This window comes from Lysinibacillus sp. GW247-5R2A (genome assembly GCF_059424475.1).
In genome coordinates, this window is the sequence record NZ_JBWKZL010000002.1 from 327944 (window position 1) to 343250 (window position 15307).

18 protein-coding genes and 1 pseudogene are annotated in these 15307 nt (G+C 34.1%); 6 read left to right on the forward strand and 13 right to left on the reverse strand.

From position 1 onward, the window contains the following. Nucleotides 1-225: 225 nt before the first annotated feature. A complete protein-coding gene (locus AC07YC_RS05295) occupies nt 226-666 on the forward strand; it encodes a hypothetical protein (protein ID WP_494918625.1) in 441 nt (146 codons plus the stop codon). A 181-nt stretch (nt 667-847) separates the two neighbouring features. On the opposite strand, the gene AC07YC_RS05300 is transcribed toward AC07YC_RS05295, so the two are convergent. After that, nucleotides 848-1567 carry a hypothetical protein gene (locus AC07YC_RS05300; protein WP_494918626.1) on the reverse strand — a complete coding sequence of 240 codons (720 nt, stop codon included), beginning with the start codon at nt 1565-1567 and terminating at the stop codon, nt 848-850. A 496-nt stretch (nt 1568-2063) separates the two neighbouring features. Then, nucleotides 2064-2557, reverse strand: a pseudogene (locus tag AC07YC_RS05305) (GNAT family N-acetyltransferase). A gap of 97 nt (nt 2558-2654) precedes the next feature. Here AC07YC_RS05305 and AC07YC_RS05310 point away from each other — a divergent pair. Continuing rightward, a complete protein-coding gene (locus AC07YC_RS05310; RefSeq protein WP_336636713.1) occupies nt 2655-3176 on the forward strand; it encodes a hypothetical protein in 522 nt (173 codons plus the stop codon). A 17-nt stretch (nt 3177-3193) separates the two neighbouring features. On the opposite strand, the gene AC07YC_RS05315 is transcribed toward AC07YC_RS05310, so the two are convergent. Together AC07YC_RS05315 and AC07YC_RS05320 are read right to left on the reverse strand one after the other, a co-directional pair. After that, complete coding sequence (locus AC07YC_RS05315; RefSeq protein WP_494918627.1) at nt 3194-3994, reverse strand: cytochrome c oxidase assembly protein; 801 nt, start codon at nt 3992-3994, stop codon at nt 3194-3196. 13 nt (nt 3995-4007) lie between these two features. Continuing rightward, nucleotides 4008-4472, reverse strand: a complete 465-nt coding sequence (locus tag AC07YC_RS05320; protein ID WP_494918629.1) for a DUF2243 domain-containing protein — start codon at nt 4470-4472, stop codon at nt 4008-4010. Nucleotides 4473-5381: 909 nt separating this feature from the next. Here AC07YC_RS05320 and AC07YC_RS05325 point away from each other — a divergent pair. Further along, complete coding sequence (locus AC07YC_RS05325) at nt 5382-6737, forward strand: lytic polysaccharide monooxygenase (RefSeq protein ID WP_494918696.1); 1356 nt, start codon at nt 5382-5384, stop codon at nt 6735-6737. 233 nt (nt 6738-6970) lie between these two features. On the opposite strand, the gene AC07YC_RS05330 is transcribed toward AC07YC_RS05325, so the two are convergent. From AC07YC_RS05330 to AC07YC_RS05345, 4 genes are all read right to left on the reverse strand, one after another. Next, nucleotides 6971-7252, reverse strand: coding sequence for a hypothetical protein (locus AC07YC_RS05330; RefSeq protein WP_494918630.1), 282 nt, complete (start codon nt 7250-7252; stop codon nt 6971-6973). A 314-nt stretch (nt 7253-7566) separates the two neighbouring features. Further along, complete coding sequence (locus tag AC07YC_RS05335) at nt 7567-7848, reverse strand: hypothetical protein (RefSeq protein WP_036126410.1); 282 nt, start codon at nt 7846-7848, stop codon at nt 7567-7569. Between the two features lie 299 nt (nt 7849-8147). Then, on the reverse strand, nt 8148-8354 hold the full coding sequence (locus tag AC07YC_RS05340; RefSeq protein ID WP_089987253.1) for a hypothetical protein: 207 nt from the start codon (nt 8352-8354) through the stop codon (nt 8148-8150). Between the two features lie 327 nt (nt 8355-8681). Further along, nucleotides 8682-8840 carry a hypothetical protein gene (locus tag AC07YC_RS05345; protein WP_494918631.1) on the reverse strand — a complete coding sequence of 53 codons (159 nt, stop codon included), beginning with the start codon at nt 8838-8840 and terminating at the stop codon, nt 8682-8684. Nucleotides 8841-9163: 323 nt separating this feature from the next. Between AC07YC_RS05345 and AC07YC_RS05350 the strand changes: the two genes are divergently transcribed. After that, on the forward strand, nt 9164-9727 hold the full coding sequence (locus AC07YC_RS05350) for a DUF7010 family protein (RefSeq protein WP_336636710.1): 564 nt from the start codon (nt 9164-9166) through the stop codon (nt 9725-9727). 231 nt (nt 9728-9958) lie between these two features. On the opposite strand, the gene AC07YC_RS05355 is transcribed toward AC07YC_RS05350, so the two are convergent. Beyond that, nucleotides 9959-10600, reverse strand: coding sequence for a DUF998 domain-containing protein (locus AC07YC_RS05355; protein ID WP_494918697.1), 642 nt, complete (start codon nt 10598-10600; stop codon nt 9959-9961). A 144-nt stretch (nt 10601-10744) separates the two neighbouring features. Beyond that, on the reverse strand, nt 10745-11659 hold the full coding sequence (locus AC07YC_RS05360) for an EamA family transporter (protein WP_494918632.1): 915 nt from the start codon (nt 11657-11659) through the stop codon (nt 10745-10747). 449 nt (nt 11660-12108) lie between these two features. On the opposite strand from AC07YC_RS05360, the gene AC07YC_RS05365 reads away from it, so the two are divergent. Next, on the forward strand, nt 12109-13044 hold the full coding sequence (locus AC07YC_RS05365; RefSeq protein WP_494918698.1) for an EamA family transporter: 936 nt from the start codon (nt 12109-12111) through the stop codon (nt 13042-13044). 85 nt (nt 13045-13129) lie between these two features. Here the strand turns inward: AC07YC_RS05365 and AC07YC_RS05370 are convergent, their stop codons facing one another. After that, nucleotides 13130-13504, reverse strand: coding sequence for a hypothetical protein (locus AC07YC_RS05370; RefSeq protein ID WP_494918633.1), 375 nt, complete (start codon nt 13502-13504; stop codon nt 13130-13132). 176 nt (nt 13505-13680) lie between these two features. On the opposite strand from AC07YC_RS05370, the gene AC07YC_RS05375 reads away from it, so the two are divergent. Beyond that, entirely contained in the window at nt 13681-14088 is a 408-nt protein-coding gene (locus AC07YC_RS05375; RefSeq protein WP_494918635.1) for a DUF3888 domain-containing protein, read from the forward strand. A gap of 110 nt (nt 14089-14198) precedes the next feature. On the opposite strand, the gene AC07YC_RS05380 is transcribed toward AC07YC_RS05375, so the two are convergent. Together AC07YC_RS05380 and AC07YC_RS05385 are read right to left on the reverse strand one after the other, a co-directional pair. After that, nucleotides 14199-14804, reverse strand: coding sequence for a GNAT family N-acetyltransferase (locus tag AC07YC_RS05380; RefSeq protein WP_494918636.1), 606 nt, complete (start codon nt 14802-14804; stop codon nt 14199-14201). Nucleotides 14805-14941: 137 nt separating this feature from the next. After that, entirely contained in the window at nt 14942-15223 is a 282-nt protein-coding gene (locus AC07YC_RS05385; protein ID WP_336636705.1) for a hypothetical protein, read from the reverse strand. Between the last annotated feature and the right edge of the window lie 84 nt (nt 15224-15307).

A 15307-nucleotide genomic window follows, 5' to 3' on the forward strand; every position in this document is an offset into this window, starting at 1 on the left:
CTTCTCTAAGTTATTTTAATTTTAAAAACTAGTATATTTAGAAGGCAAAATTAGTCAATATCTATACTTTTTCGTTATGTACGCAAGTAATAAGATTGGTTAAAATGGTAAATGGCTCATCAAAAGTTAAGGAGAGGGATTTATGAAAAATTGCCCTAACTGTTTAGCTGCAAATTCATATAAAAAATTCTACAAAGAAAATATAGATATATACGTATGTGAATATTGTGGTGCACAATAATAGAAAAAGAAACTTATTTAGAATATAATCATTCAGAAAAAGTCAGAGAGTCAGAAAACAAAACCTATTATTATAGAGAGGTAGCTCCATCAAAATGGCCTAAAAAAATCGCCTTAATTTTGATTAGTATAATAGGGTTATTGATAATCGGGCAATCGATAGAAATGATTTTTTCAGAAGAGGAAAAACCGACAAAACAAGTTTCAACCATTACGCCGGAAATGTTTCAAAAGCTCAAAATTGGTATGAGTGAAGATACCGTAAAAGAAATCGTAGGATATGGTGCATTGCACAAAGATGAAAATAAACTTAATTATAGAGGAAAAAACGGTGTAGAAGAAAATTCTATGGTAAGTTTAGAATTTAATAATGGCAAGCTAGAAGCTATTTATGAATTTGGATTGATTACAAAAAGGAAATATTAAATATAGATATCTATAAATTATTTCCTACAATACATATAGAAGAAATTTTTTATAATTAAGACCACGACGGCATATCATTTAGCTGTCTTGGTCTTTGTTGTTCTGTAGCCGCATTTACAATTCTTTTCTATACTATTCAAAGCTAATTTCCAATACAAAAAAGAGCACCAATTTTGGCACTCTAAAGACTCGTAAATCTTCTTTCGTTATTGGAGAGATTGTAATAATTTGAATTAAATAAGTTTGCATTAGGTTCATTAGTAACTTCCAAAGATATATATTTTTGTCCATCATTCTTTTCATAAGCAAAAATTAAATACTTTTCTATGACAGTGCTCGTTTTTTCTTTTGCCCGTCCACCAATTATAGCACCTAACGAACCAAAAACATTATCCCCCGCAATAGCTCCCCCAGCATTACTTACCCAACTTTTTTGAATCTCAACATCTGTTTTTATTAGAATATCGGTAACTTTATTTATATCTAACTCGATTGTGTCTTGACCCCTCTCAAAAATGACTTTATCTGTGCATCTGTAAACAAAGATTTCAGCACCTTCAGCAATTGGTAAACCAGCTGTATGTTTTACTTTAATACATAAATCTGCATTGAATAGTTGTTGTCGAGCTCTTGAACCAAGTACTTTACTCTCTGCATCGAATTGTTCTCTCTTTCTATTAGCTTCTCTTTGTTTGCGTGCTTTTATAGCTTCAGTACTATATGTTCTTCCATAAAGTAGAATTAAAAATCCCCCAAATAGAGCAACAAGTACCGATACAATAACTGAAATTATAATGTCCGCACCATTATATCCTTTGGTGTTTAAAAATGTGCTAGACAAACCATAAAAGAAATATATTCCAACTAATGAAATGATTATTAGGTGAAGAATTCTTTTCATCTAATCCCTCCTTATACACAAATATACATAATTCAGGGAGAATTCACCAGAGCTGTAATGATAGTTACAATAGCTAAATTTATTTCTTTGATATATCAGCCGATGAAAATTGGACAATGACATTATAATAAGTAGATAAATTGTAGTTATCTTCTAAAATGATAGTGGTAACATATGTTCATTAAAAAATGCCCTGGCTCAAAATTAATTGATTGCTGGACATTTTTTAACACTGTAGTTGAGAATTTTTTAGATGTAAATAAAAATCATTACGTTTATGAAGCAATTAAGTGGGCATTGCAAGTGGCTATCCAGATGGTACATTCAAACAAAATGCAGAAATAACAGAATCCTAATTCGCAAAAATGTTGGCGAAGTTTTTGGCAATTAAAGTTTTTAAACTAGGTACTCTTTTGAGCATCTGGGTATTTGTTAAAGCTATCACCATCAAAACTCCGTAAGTTTTCGACGGCAACGCACCATCTAAACCATATTGTTATTTACTCCTATCATTTTTCAGGATAGACATCAATAAATCATCAAATTTTCCACATGTATATTCATAATGTCTTAACAACCCTTCCTTTATAAAGCCCTGTCTTTCTACTAGCTTTTGCGAAGATATATTTGCTGGTTCAATCAATGCCTGGATTCTTTCTAACTGAAGATGTTGAAAGCCATAGTGAACAACTGCTTCTAATGCTTCACTTGCAATCCCTTGCCCCAGTAAACCTTGCTTAATACATATCCGACTTCAGCTCGATAATGTTTTGTAAGCATATTGAGAAAACCACAGCTACCTATAACCGTAGCAGTATCTTTCATTGTTATTCCCCATCTTACCCCTGTAGCTTCTTTATATATTGATTGATACCACTTAATTTCTTCTTCAACGTCTTCTATGTTTTGACAGGGTGAAATACCCATAAATTTAACAACATCTTTATCAGATAAATAGGTAAATACATCATACGTATCTTCTGTCGTTATTTCTCTTAAGAATTACTATTGTATGGGTATTAATTCAAATCTTGTTGAGAGATTGGCATATACTTCTTTAAATAAATAAAATAGGAGGGTTTTAGAAATGTCACGTAACCGTACACATCAGGGATGTTGTCAAAGCGAAACGAACTATTTCCCTAAAATCACAGCTCTTCCAGGCCCCATTGTACCTGTGGTTCCCCCTGAGAGAGGCGTTTTAGGTTATGGTTCCTTACGGGGAGATACATTAGATCTTTTATCTCCTGGATCGACGCCAGTTACTTTTCATGAAGTTGGTCCATTATCAAACATTAGCGTTAGCCCATCTGGCAACGAATTAATCGTTCAAAGCAATGGCGTATATCAAATCACGATTTCCGTTAATGCTCAAGCAACGGCAGAACCTGAGCCTAGTCAACCATTTTTCACTGTTAGTATTACAGTTAATGGGCAGCCTATTTTTTTAGAAGGCATAGCCGTTTTTAATGTGGTCAATAGAGGTAGTTCAGCCTACACCGTTCAGGCTTCGTTAATGGCCGGAGACATTGTGGGAGCAAGTGCCGCATCGGATTCTCCAATTGCTAGTTACGCCAATCGCTCCTTAACCATTATTCAATTAAGTTAAAAATAGCTCGTTACCAATTATGGTAATGAGCTATTGGTCCTTGCAACAACAGTATTTCTTGTCCTTTTAAACCACTGGTAAAATAGGATATAAACAAGTGCAATTTCAATTAGATCTCCGCCGTAGTACATAATCATAGCACCTTGCTCTGCTTGCTCAGTAGATACATGACTAGGAGGATACGCATAAATATGTTTGGACAATATCGAATGAGCTGTTAAAGCTATCAATAAAACAATCGAACGAAAAACATAAGATAATTGATGTGGAGTTGGGTCAATATAGATAAATGCAATAGTAAATAAATAACCTGCTAGAAAAATATGAATGTGAATCAACATATACAAAACCGAGCTTTCGTGCATCATGTTAAATAGAGGGGTGGTATAGAGCAGCCATAAACCGCCTACATTCAGTATAGTTGCTATGATAGGATTAGACACAAATCTGAAGTAAGAGTTACGTAGTATACGTGAAATAAAACGAGCCTTTTTCACAGGGATAGCCCTTAAGAATAAGGTAATAGGTGCCGATAGCGCTATAAGCAGTGGCGCTAGCATTCCAAGCAATAAATGGCCAACCATATGTGCTGAAAAATTTACATGTGCAAGCTCTGCTAATGGACCGATTAACGTTAACATGGCACATACATGCCCCAGTATCCAACATAAGGTCCTAACAGAAGGCCATTGTTTTTTATGCTGATTTGAGAGTATGACTGCAACGAGATAGGAAATGAAAGAAATCAAAAACGGGAAAACTAATATGAGCTGTACAATGATAGAAAAATTTTGTATGTGAGGTTCATGTGTATGCAAAGCTGGTAACTCCTTATTGATTAGTTTTAAATAATAAGACTACACCAATTACGATTAAAATAGCCGCTAGCACATTCCAAACAATATCATAGGGGACAATATTAACATCATATCGAATTTGATGTAGCCTCATGAATTTATGTTGGATAATACCATCGTAAAGTTGAAATGTTCCTGCACCTAGAAAAATTCCTCCAAGCCACCGTTTTAACCAAAATCCATGTTTTCGATGAAGATCTGCCAGTAAAAAAGCAGAACCAATTGTGGCAAAAAAACTAAAGGCATGAAATAATCCATCAGAGACTAATCCCATATTAGCTGTAGATTTATCATAGAAATGATGCCAATGTAATAATTGATGAAAAATTACCTCGTCTATAAATGCTACTACGCCAAAACCAAATAATATACCGGTCCACATATTACGTTGCCCATACTGAAAACGATTTTCGTGTTTATGATGTTTCTCCTCATACATTTTTGATATGTCCAACCCATTCACCTCAATTTAGATTTTTATTAGTTTAACCATGAAATAAAAGGTTTTAAACAAACCAACTCCTTTGCTTATGCTGTGTAGTAAACCCGCAGCTCCTATTGATGCTAGAAACATTTTGGATTAGCCTACATTCGCAAGAGCAACTTTTATCTCCTGATCGTTGCTAGTACTGCACTTTACAAAATAATTTCCGCTTTAGCTCATTCCTCTACCTTGGTCGCAATTTGTTTAGTAGTAAAGAAAGGTATAACGGTCCGTAAATAAAAAAGCCATCTATCTGATAAAATCTCGATAGATGGCCACTAAAGCTACCTCAGTCATTGTATACCCATCAACTATGCTAAAAAGAGCAAAATAAAAAGACGTCGAAAATGAGGTCGAAACTTATACCATATTTTTTTACTATTTTCAGGAATTATCTATCCAGTGATTGAATTCCTCTACTTCTAGTCCACCTGCTTCTTCCCTGTAACCTCTAAATGGGTTTTCTTTATAGTCCAAATACAACTTTTAGCGGTGATTGCGCCACCGCTTCCACTTCTTAAGATGCTATTGGTTTGTTACTACGGAGCGAAACTTAGCCTGTCCTTTATTGACATCTCTAATGAGCTTTACAAGCCCAATCGGCTGTATATTTCGAAATAATATCAATTAGTACTAAAATAGACAAATTTAAATATTTTATTAGAATTTATAGCTTTTTTTAATAGAAATTAGCTTGTTAAAATAACATTTTCAACTAAACAAGAACTTTATACCTACATTTTTACAAAAATGTTTTTTTGTAAAATAAAACTATTGTATTATTTATCCGTAGTTTGAATAATTATTAATCTATTGCTATCATACTAGTCGCAATACAATTTCAAAATAAGGAGACGATGGATGATGAACACTAAATTCACAAAATTAAGCAAAAAAGGTCTGAGTGCTGCCCTATTAGCAGCCGGAATCATAGGGATTTCGACAGCTCCAAATGCATATGCACATGGATTTGTTGAAAAACCAGCTAGCCGTGCTGCCCTATGTACTCAAAATTATGGGGCACTTAACTTAATGTGTGGAAGCATAATGTATGAACCACAGAGTTTAGAGGCGCCTAAAGGATTTCCACAAAGTGGACCAATGGATGGAAAAATTGCATCTGCAGGAGGTCTTTTTGGTGGTATCCTTGATCAACAAACGACAGATCGTTGGTTTAAGAATACCATTACGGGAGGGCCTAATACGTTTACATGGAAGTATACTGCGCCACATTTAACAAGCAAATGGCATTATTATATTACTAAACGTGATTGGAATCCTAATAAACCATTAACTCGCGCTGATCTTGATCCGATTGGAACTGTTGCACATAATGGCACTGCTGCATCGACTAATTTAACTCATACCATTAACGTGCCAACAGATCGTAGTGGCTATCACGTGATCCTAGCCGTTTGGGATGTCGCTGACACTTCAAATGCGTTTTATAATGTGATTGATGTAAACTTGGTGAATAATGGTGGCAATGTAGATACGGAAGCCCCAACTCAGCCAAATGGATTACATACAACAAAAGTTACTTCTACTAGTGCTGAGCTAAAATGGAATCCTTCTACAGATAATGTAGGTGTGAAAGAATATCAAGTATTACGTGATGGCAAAGTAGTTGCAACTATTCCAGGAACAACATTCACAGATAAAAATTTAAATTCCAATACAACATATACTTACTCAGTAAAGGCAGTAGATGCAGCTGGGAATGTATCTACAGTAAGTGAATCTCTAGTTGTAGAAACATTGAATGCTGTTCCAGATACAGAATCACCTACGCAACCAACTTCATTACATACGATGGGAATCACTTCTTCAAGTGTTGACTTAATGTGGGGTGCTTCAGAGGATAATGTAGCCGTTGACCATTATGTAATATATAGAGGGTCAACAAAAGAACAAATGACTGCTGTTGGGACTTCAACAATCACATCATTTATGGATATGAATCTTCAATCAAATACTTCCTATATATATGCAGTAACTGCTGTAGATGTAGCGGGGAATGAATCTATTAAAAGTTCCCTTTTAACTGTAACAACTAAAGAGCAAGGTACTTCTTATGAGCAATGGAGTCCATTTAAGGCGTACAAAAAAGGTGATAAGGTAGAGTATCAAGGTAAGAATTATGAAGCGGTTCAAAGCTATCAAGGCTATGGAGATCCAAATTGGATAAACGCTTTGTCTTTATGGAAAGAAATTAAATAAAAATTAGTTTCTAGTAAGGGAATTCAGCATGGTTTTGTCGCAATAGAAATTATTGAAGTAAAAGCAGCTTGCATGCAAGCTGCTTTTTACACGCTAATGATCCAAGGAGATTACCCAACAAGATAGATACATATCATCTCAAAGAAGGAACTGTTTGATGATTGAAAAGAGTTTACACCGCAACGTTTAGACTATTGTTGTAAGAAACAACCCTACTATCAGCTCTAAATTAATTATGGAGCTGTAATATCCACCAAACTCCATGTTTCAGAAACTTCATTGTAAATGGCTTTATACATGCTTATTGTACTATTACTTTGTTGAACACCAAATCGGAGGCTAATTTCACCAGTAATTGAATGGATCTCCACTTTAAAATCAAAGTTATTGTAGGGAACTGTCTCATCAGGACGAAATTCTTCTAGTATCATTAAGCCAGACCATCCTGCCAATTGCATATGGACTTCTTCTGAAAATACTATAGAGAAGCCATTTTTATTATTTGTTGTTCCCAAAGTAACTAAAGGTGCACCTGGCACGCTATTCTCGTCTTATACATGTAGATGCTTTATAACGAGCCTTCACCGTACAGGCGACTTTCATCGCATACGGCGATCCGTCAACAATACTTCTATACTTACTTCCCCGTAAACATAGTAGTTTTATTTCTAAATATATTCAATAGAATTTCAACAAGGTAAAGAACTCTTTACCTTTTAGATCACACTCAGCTTTCTTAATACCATAAACAACATAACTAAGGTTGCCTAACTGAGGTAAAATAGAGCCCCACCTAATTATTATAGTGAGGCGACATTAAAAAACTTATTTAACTTGGATCAAAAGTAATTGTATAGCTTTTTAAAGAACCCGGTATAAAATTCCCATTACTATCCTTAGCATAGATTTCTAATGTCAATTCATTTCCATGTAGTGCTAAACCATCAATTGTTGTACTAGGAACAGTCCAAGTGTAAGGTGAATCATCCACAGTAACATTTTGATTGATCGGCCCTGATCCAGTAAGGTACCTATAGCCTAAACGGAATGTAGTACCTGCAGGAAATTCAGAATCCCAAGAAATAATTACATCATTTCCTGTACCATTCACTGCTGTAAAGTTTTTAATCTCTGTAACGCTATTCTCGTCTTATTCATGTCGATGCTTTATAACGAGCCTTCACCGCACAGGCGACTTTCATCGCATACGGCGATCCGTCAACCATATCTCTATACTTATTTCCCCGTTATCATAATAAAGATGGCTTTTATGCTGGTCAATAGGATTTTCAGAAGGTAAAGAATTTTTAACCTTTACTATATTGAATTTTGATCATCAACCTCCCCTTTTCTGTATGACATTTAAATTTTATGAAAGAAAAACCCCACCTAATAAGGTGAGGTCCATTCTTATTCCCAATTAACTCCGTTGAATGTTGCAATAATATCTCTAGTCATTTTATTTCCAGATAAATTTTGTTTATTGCCCTTTGTAAAAGTAATTTTTTGTCCAATGCTTGCATTGTTGTCCAGTAAAACAACGATAGATTTATCAGTGTCATTCCATATTGCAGAAGTAATGAGATCTTGAGAGTCATCATCAAAATGGCTAATCATATTAGATCCATCGATAATTTTAATTAGACTATGAGAAAGATAAATGTCTTCTCCTACTTCAAATGTAACTGAATTAGCACTTGTTCCACTTACAGAAGTTTTATCTAGCCCTACTAAAATGCTATTCTCGTCTTATACATGTAGATGCTTTATAACGAGCCTTCACCGTACAGGCGACTTTCATCGCATACGGCGATCCGTCAACCATATTTCTATACTTATTTCCCCGTAAACATAGTAGTTTTATTTCTCGTTGAAATCAATAGAATCACTACAAGGTAAAAAATTTTTAACCTTCATTGGCGAATTCTCGATGCTGAAGGTATATTACAATCTCTTTTCAACAAATAACAAAATTAGTGTGGCGATTGGACCTAATATAAGAGAAAGTAAGAACCAATTTAACCCCGTCCTATTCTTCCCTTGTGCCAATCCAGCATTGATTAATGCTAATGTACCCCAACCTACGAAATATTGATTATCCATCATCTGTCCCCCTCATTCATTTAACATACTGACCGTTCCTAAACATTTTTCACAAATTTGATCATAACATATCCAAATGCTTCATATGGTGATTATGAACGTTTCGTTTTCAAAAGAATGAGATGGAAAAACAACTGACGAATGTGATGCTGGCTACCCCTTCATTTGAATGATTTTTTACGTTTTCCCTCCATTGCCTTTTCCCTATATCCTCTGTTAAATCATCAGAAAAATATACCATTTTTGAGATAATTAAGGTAAATTCATTAGTGAACTGTTATACTATAATATCTTCTCCCCATTTTATGAAAGGTGGTACATTTATGAGTAAAACTCTTGTAAATTTACAAAATGAGCTTATAGCTGAAACGAAAAAAGGATTCCCCATTTTACTATCTGGCGTCCTAGTCTTTTTAATGTTTACCCTCATGTATTTTATTCTTCCCATAGAAGCTGTCCGTTTAATTTGGATATTTGGTTTGGGCGCTATTTTCCCTATTGGGATGTTCATTGGTAAAATTCTCGGCGTCAGTTTAAACTCTACAGACAATCCTCTAGGAGTTTTAGGAGGAATAGTGGCAGCTCCTCAAGCTTTTTATATACCTGTATTTATTATCGTGTATATGAAAATACCTGAATACCTTCCTTTCACAATTGGTTTACTTGCAGGCTCTCATTTTCTTCCATACATATGGATTTATAAAAGTAAAGCCTATCTATTCGTTACTTTAGGAACCTGTTTTTCGGCTCTCATCTTAGGTGGTTTCTTTGTTGATTATGCTTTCACTCTTGTACCTTTAGCTATTTCGATTGTTTATGGGATTGGCGTTGCTTTAATTCAAGGAGAACTTAAAGCCAAATCAGTATCGTCATCTGTTATAAGGTGATTTTTATGGAAGAAACTATATAAGTAAATTCCGAAAAAGTTATTTTGGTTGATGCTATATTTTCCGAGGATTTGTTGACTTTTTCCTTTTTATGTTTTATATTTACAATATCCATGTGCTGTTTAATCTCTAGTCAGATTAAGCAGCTTTTTTTATTGCTATGTAACGTTCTTATATTCTCTTCACAAGAGTCTCTTGTTACGTTTAGATAAAAAAATTACCAGGCTCAAGTCATTGAGTACCTGGTTTTATTTCTGATGAGCGTAATATAATTGTTAGTCCCATCCCCCACACGAAAATTACTCCATAATAAAGTCTTTGTAATAAACCTGCTGGCAAAGGAAGGAAAAATAAAAGACCGATAAGGATAAGTAAAGCTATCAATACCATTAAGTTAGAATAAGTCCACTGTTTACCTTTAACCAATGATTTTGCATAGATCCCCATTCCAATTAAAACAGTTATCATGCCTATTTGAGCTAAAATCGAATGCCAAAATAAATGAACATCTGCTGGTATAACACCAGATACACTATTTCCTATTGCAAAAATAAGAATACATACTGTTGCTAATTTATTGATTAAATTCTTTTCTAAGTATTGGGATAGATACAATACACCAACCGAAAATGATAAACCATTTACAATAAACAATACATTCATCCAAAAATGATACGGCGAACAAATTTCATGTGGCGCGATTGCGTAAGTATACTTCCCACATGTAGTCACTCCTAAATCACTCATAGCTTGTTGCATCATATTATAAGGTACAAGTGAAGTCATCATAAAAATTGGTTCTATCACAAAATATAAAATGGTAACAATCCAACTCACTATTCCTATTTTTATAGATACATATATAATATCCATCCCCCTTTTTATAATTATATAGTTATTTCCATCATTAATTACCATTAAAACAATACGTTCTTCTTTCTTACCATATAAAAAAGCCTTCATCCAAAGATGAAAGCTTCTATTTAGGCAAACTACGTTTTATATTTAGATTGCAATCTAAAATTCCGTAGTTTCATGACCAAAACGGGCTATTTGCCTCTCTTTTCGTACATTTAACATTTGAGGTATGAATATCCCCAATAAAATACATACAATTCCTAGCCATTGCAGAGGAGACACGACCTCATGAACAAGCGTAATGGAAGCGATAACGGCTGTTGGTAGCTCGACAGCTCCTAAAATTGTTCCTAAACCCGTCCCTACTTTTGGGATACCAATAGAAAAACAAATAACTGGTATAACGACACCAAAGAAACCTAGGATTAGCGCATATTTCCATAATCCAGCCTGCAATGTACCATCCATCAAGTATGTTGGGGGGAACATTATGCAAACAAAAAGTGTTGCACTCGTTGTCATAAGAAAGCTTTTTGAATAGATCGGTACCTCGGTAGAAACACGTCCACTTGCAAATATATATAAAGAAAAAGTGATAGCTGCAAGTAGTCCAAAGAGTATTCCCTTCATAGATAATTGTTGTCCTAGCCCTTCAAATATACCCCCAGCGAACATCGTTCCTATAAATAAGATAATGATCGACAAAACCTTATCGCGACTTGGGAAATTTTTATTAGCAATCGCTTCAATGAGAACACCCATCCATGTGAATTGAAATAACAGCACAATCGCAATAGACGCTGGCAGTTCTTTTACAGAAAAACCGTAAAAAATACTCGTTAAACTCATCGTTGTCCCAACTGCTAACAGTGATACTATATTTTTCAAGGATACTTTATGACGAGAAAAAGTAAGAACGAGTATTAATAGTCCAAACCACCCGAATACATATTGTCCCCCTAAAAGTTCAGGAAAAGTATAGCCATTTGAAAATCCAACTTTCAGAATGGAAGATAGGATCCCATAGCTACAGGCACCTAATAAAACCACTAAAGAAAACTTTAACTTGTTCAAAAAATCCCTCCAAAAAATAAAAAATCTCGTCGTCTATAAATAGACGACGAGCGAATGAAACAGAGTGAAAACTCTACAAAATTCCGCCACTCACGAACTTGTGAGCGTTTGCTTATAAAATTAGGACAATTGTATAAAAAATGCTTCGAGGTGTCAATACTATTAATTTTCCCTTGCGAGCAAATCCAATACTCCCCTATGTAAATTATTTTAGTTACTATGATAAGCCAAAGCCTTGATACATATGGATTTGGCCTTTTTACTATTTCTAAAAACCTGCTTTCCTCCACTAAAAAATTCTTTTTCATCAGCCATGATTATCGAAAAAAAAGATTGTAAAATAGCAATCTGTGATTTATATTGGAGATTATGATTTTTTTTCTAAATCTCAAAATCATAACCAAATTCAATTTATATAAACGTTTTAGGAAGGAAGTGGATAAATGAAGATGTATCTTTATCCCCTACTAGTCATTATCGCAGCTAGTAGTTTTGGTATCGTTTCAACTATTATAAAACTGGCCATGCGTAGTGGGTTTTCTGTCTCTGAGGCCGTGACAAGTCAGTTTTTTATAGGCTTTTGTATAGCGGTATGTATCTTCTTAGTTACAAACAGATCCAAATTGAGCTTCAAAGGTGTTAAAATCCTTATATTCGCAGGTATTTTAACTGGATTAACAAACATTTTATATGGTCATTCTTTAAACTTTTTGCCCGCTTCGTTAGCAGTTGTACTACTGTTTCAGTTTACATGGATTGGTATGTTCATTTCTTGTATTACCAAACGACAATTTCCAAGTAGAATTGAATTAATCTCTTTAATCATATTGGTAGCTGGAACCATTCCGGCTGCTGGCATCATTGATGTTGATTTATCCCAAATCCCTATGCAAGGATGGTTATGGGGGTTAGCTGCTGCTCTTTGTTATTCCTTATTTTTATATGTGAATGGAAAAGCTACTGCCAGTATGTCCACGTCTAACCGTCTAGTATTGGTTTCATTCTTTGCCTTTATGATTACGGCGGTTTTTCAATCTCCAGAAATTATTTGGAATGGGACTTTGTTTAATGAAGGACTTTGGATTTACGGATTGGCATTGGGATTATTTGGTATGATTATACCCGTGTTCTTATTCACCATCGCCGTTCCTAAAGTAGGATTAGGGATGTCATCCATTTTAAGTGCTGTTGAATTACCAATCGCAGTGATGGTATCCATTATCTTATTAAGCGAAACGGTTACAACTTTGCAAATAGCAGGTATCGTAACGATTATTATTGGTATTTGCTTGCCAACCATATTAGATAAAGATAGCTTGTTAAGAAACAACCAAACAACATACAAAAAAACAAGCAAAGAAATAGCAAAAGAATCTTCAATTTAAAGATCCTTACGGGCTTTAGGCAAACTCAATTCATGTTGAGTTTGCCTACAGTCTTTTTTCTTTTACCGTTGATTTCCACCACGCATTAGTCCTGATTGAAATGTAGCAATTGCTTTAAGGGAATTTTTTCAAAAATATCATCATTTATTTTCCCTGTATAAAATGTAAGATGGATATCACAATGAGCTAATGCAACGTGATCCGTTAATTGTTTAGCAAATTGATCGATTAACTCTATATGTTCTTTTTTTACTTGTTTTTCGGAGTATACCTTCACCGTGATTAGATTCTCTCTTACATCCTCTTCAAATACCCTTGTATGAGGAGGCAAGTTCATATCTTTTATTTCAGAAGCACGGTTTTCATCTACTATCAACATCCTATAAATATCTTTCCCCAATCGAATATCCCATATTTCCCTATCTTTAAATCTTAATTTCCGTTCAAAATAATCAATCATTTTAACCTCCACATTAAAATTTTACTAATTATATCTAATAATTCATTTACATACATAATATCTTCTTCAAATTCCCCGATTCGCAAGTACAAGTTAAATAATTTGTATACATGTCCTATTTAGGAATGGTAACAATACAAATAGATAAAATCATAAAGAGGTGTCTCGACAACAATATGAGAAAGGTATTAATTGTTTTTATACTATCCCTTGTTCTTACTTCTTCATTTCAACATTCTTCTGCTAAATCGACCGAGGACTCTGAAGAACTAAGGCTACAGGATATGCTTATGAATATGCTTGCTCCTTATATTGAAAAAGATTTGACTCATTTTTATTATCCAAAGATATCTAAGGAGTTTTCACCTCATGTCACCCCATGGGAAATTAACGTGATTGAAACAAGAAGAGTAAATGGTTTTCGTGGTTTTATATTGGAAATAACATTTGAAATTGAACCTACCGACGGTGGACATAATATTTCCATAGGAAAAGACCGTATGACCTATGAAATTTCTTACGGACCTGAAATTAAATTGATTCATCACACACACCTAAAAACATATACATTACCACCTGAATAATAAAAAAATCTTACCTCAGCATTTAGAAAAAATCTTCTAAGAAATTTTATTAATGATAATGATCGCATCATATTTTTTCGCTATTTTATGGTAAAAAGGGCCACTGCTCCCTACAAGCGTGACTCTTCATTTAGCGCGATATATTCCCTTTTCAACATTGAAAAAAGGACAAGATCAACATATTTCCCTTTTTCAAATTCATGTTGTCTTAAAACACCCTCTTGGCAAAAATTTAATTTTTCCAGCAATCTGATGGATGCTTTATTTTCAGGTTCAACTTTCGCTTCTATTTTATTTATGTCCATCGACGTAAAGGCAAAATGAATAATCTTGCCTAAAGTCTCTTGCATGATACCCTGCCCCCAATAAGCAGGGTTTAAATCATAACCAATTTCTATACGGTTATGTTCTTTTTCATAATTCAAATAACCACATGTGCCAATCACTTTTTTCGTTTTGGCTTCTTCGATTACCCATCTTAAACCGATTTGTTCCTTAAAAATTTTTTCATACCAATTGATTTCAACCATTGCGTCTTCGACTGATTTAAATAAATTTAACGGAAGATACTTAACCACATTTTCATTAGCATAAAGCTCAAAAAGATCATTACGATCATCCACTGTGCCTTTTCTTAAAATGAAACGTTCTGTTTCTAATTTAGGGAAATCTTTAAATTTGAACCCACTTTTCATAATAACTCTCCTTTTCACCATAAAATAGCATAATTGAATACCTACCTATTCGATTTAGGGAATTTATTAAAGTGATTGATACACTCTCTTTTAAATTTTAAATTCTTACATAATAAAAAGCCACATCTATTGTTGGATGTGACTTGGTAATTGATTATTTATAATAAACTTCGTGACTTAACATTGTTACCAGATACTATAAACTTTTCACTTTCTTCGTCAAAAAATAGATTGAATCTAAATTCGTTCATTATGCTTCCTGTATAATCACTAAGTCTTAATGTAGGACTGACCCAAAACACAACTTCATTTTCATCCATTTTCCACCCTTTTTCAAAGCCCTTGTGCTTTTCTTCAAGTCGTTCTTCAATAGATTGTCCGTTATTACTCAGCGTATTTTTTACTAAATCAATAAAATTAGCTTGTGCCTTCTTATTCATTTACCTCACCCCCACTCACACTAATAATAGCGCTTATGGTATTATATGGTTAGAAATGCGAAATTAAAACATGTAAGAACTGAT

Coding starts and splice junctions, on each gene's coding strand:
- AC07YC_RS05300 (WP_494918626.1), bottom strand. CDS start 1,567: ATGAAAAGAATTCTTCACCTAATAATCATTTCATTAGTTGGAATATAT.
- AC07YC_RS05310 (WP_336636713.1), top strand. CDS start 2,655: ATGTCACGTAACCGTACACATCAGGGATGTTGTCAAAGCGAAACGAAC.
- AC07YC_RS05320 (WP_494918629.1), bottom strand. CDS start 4,472: ATGTATGAGGAGAAACATCATAAACACGAAAATCGTTTTCAGTATGGG.
- AC07YC_RS05325 (WP_494918696.1), top strand. CDS start 5,382: ATGAACACTAAATTCACAAAATTAAGCAAAAAAGGTCTGAGTGCTGCC.
- AC07YC_RS05340 (WP_089987253.1), bottom strand. CDS start 8,354: ATGATTAGCCATTTTGATGATGACTCTCAAGATCTCATTACTTCTGCA.
- AC07YC_RS05345 (WP_494918631.1), bottom strand. CDS start 8,840: ATGGATAATCAATATTTCGTAGGTTGGGGTACATTAGCATTAATCAAT.
- AC07YC_RS05350 (WP_336636710.1), top strand. CDS start 9,164: ATGAGTAAAACTCTTGTAAATTTACAAAATGAGCTTATAGCTGAAACG.
- AC07YC_RS05355 (WP_494918697.1), bottom strand. CDS start 10,600: ATGGATATTATATATGTATCTATAAAAATAGGAATAGTGAGTTGGATT.
- AC07YC_RS05365 (WP_494918698.1), top strand. CDS start 12,109: ATGTATCTTTATCCCCTACTAGTCATTATCGCAGCTAGTAGTTTTGGT.
- AC07YC_RS05370 (WP_494918633.1), bottom strand. CDS start 13,504: ATGATTGATTATTTTGAACGGAAATTAAGATTTAAAGATAGGGAAATA.
- AC07YC_RS05375 (WP_494918635.1), top strand. CDS start 13,681: ATGAGAAAGGTATTAATTGTTTTTATACTATCCCTTGTTCTTACTTCT.
- AC07YC_RS05380 (WP_494918636.1), bottom strand. CDS start 14,804: ATGGTGAAAAGGAGAGTTATTATGAAAAGTGGGTTCAAATTTAAAGAT.
- AC07YC_RS05385 (WP_336636705.1), bottom strand. CDS start 15,223: ATGAATAAGAAGGCACAAGCTAATTTTATTGATTTAGTAAAAAATACG.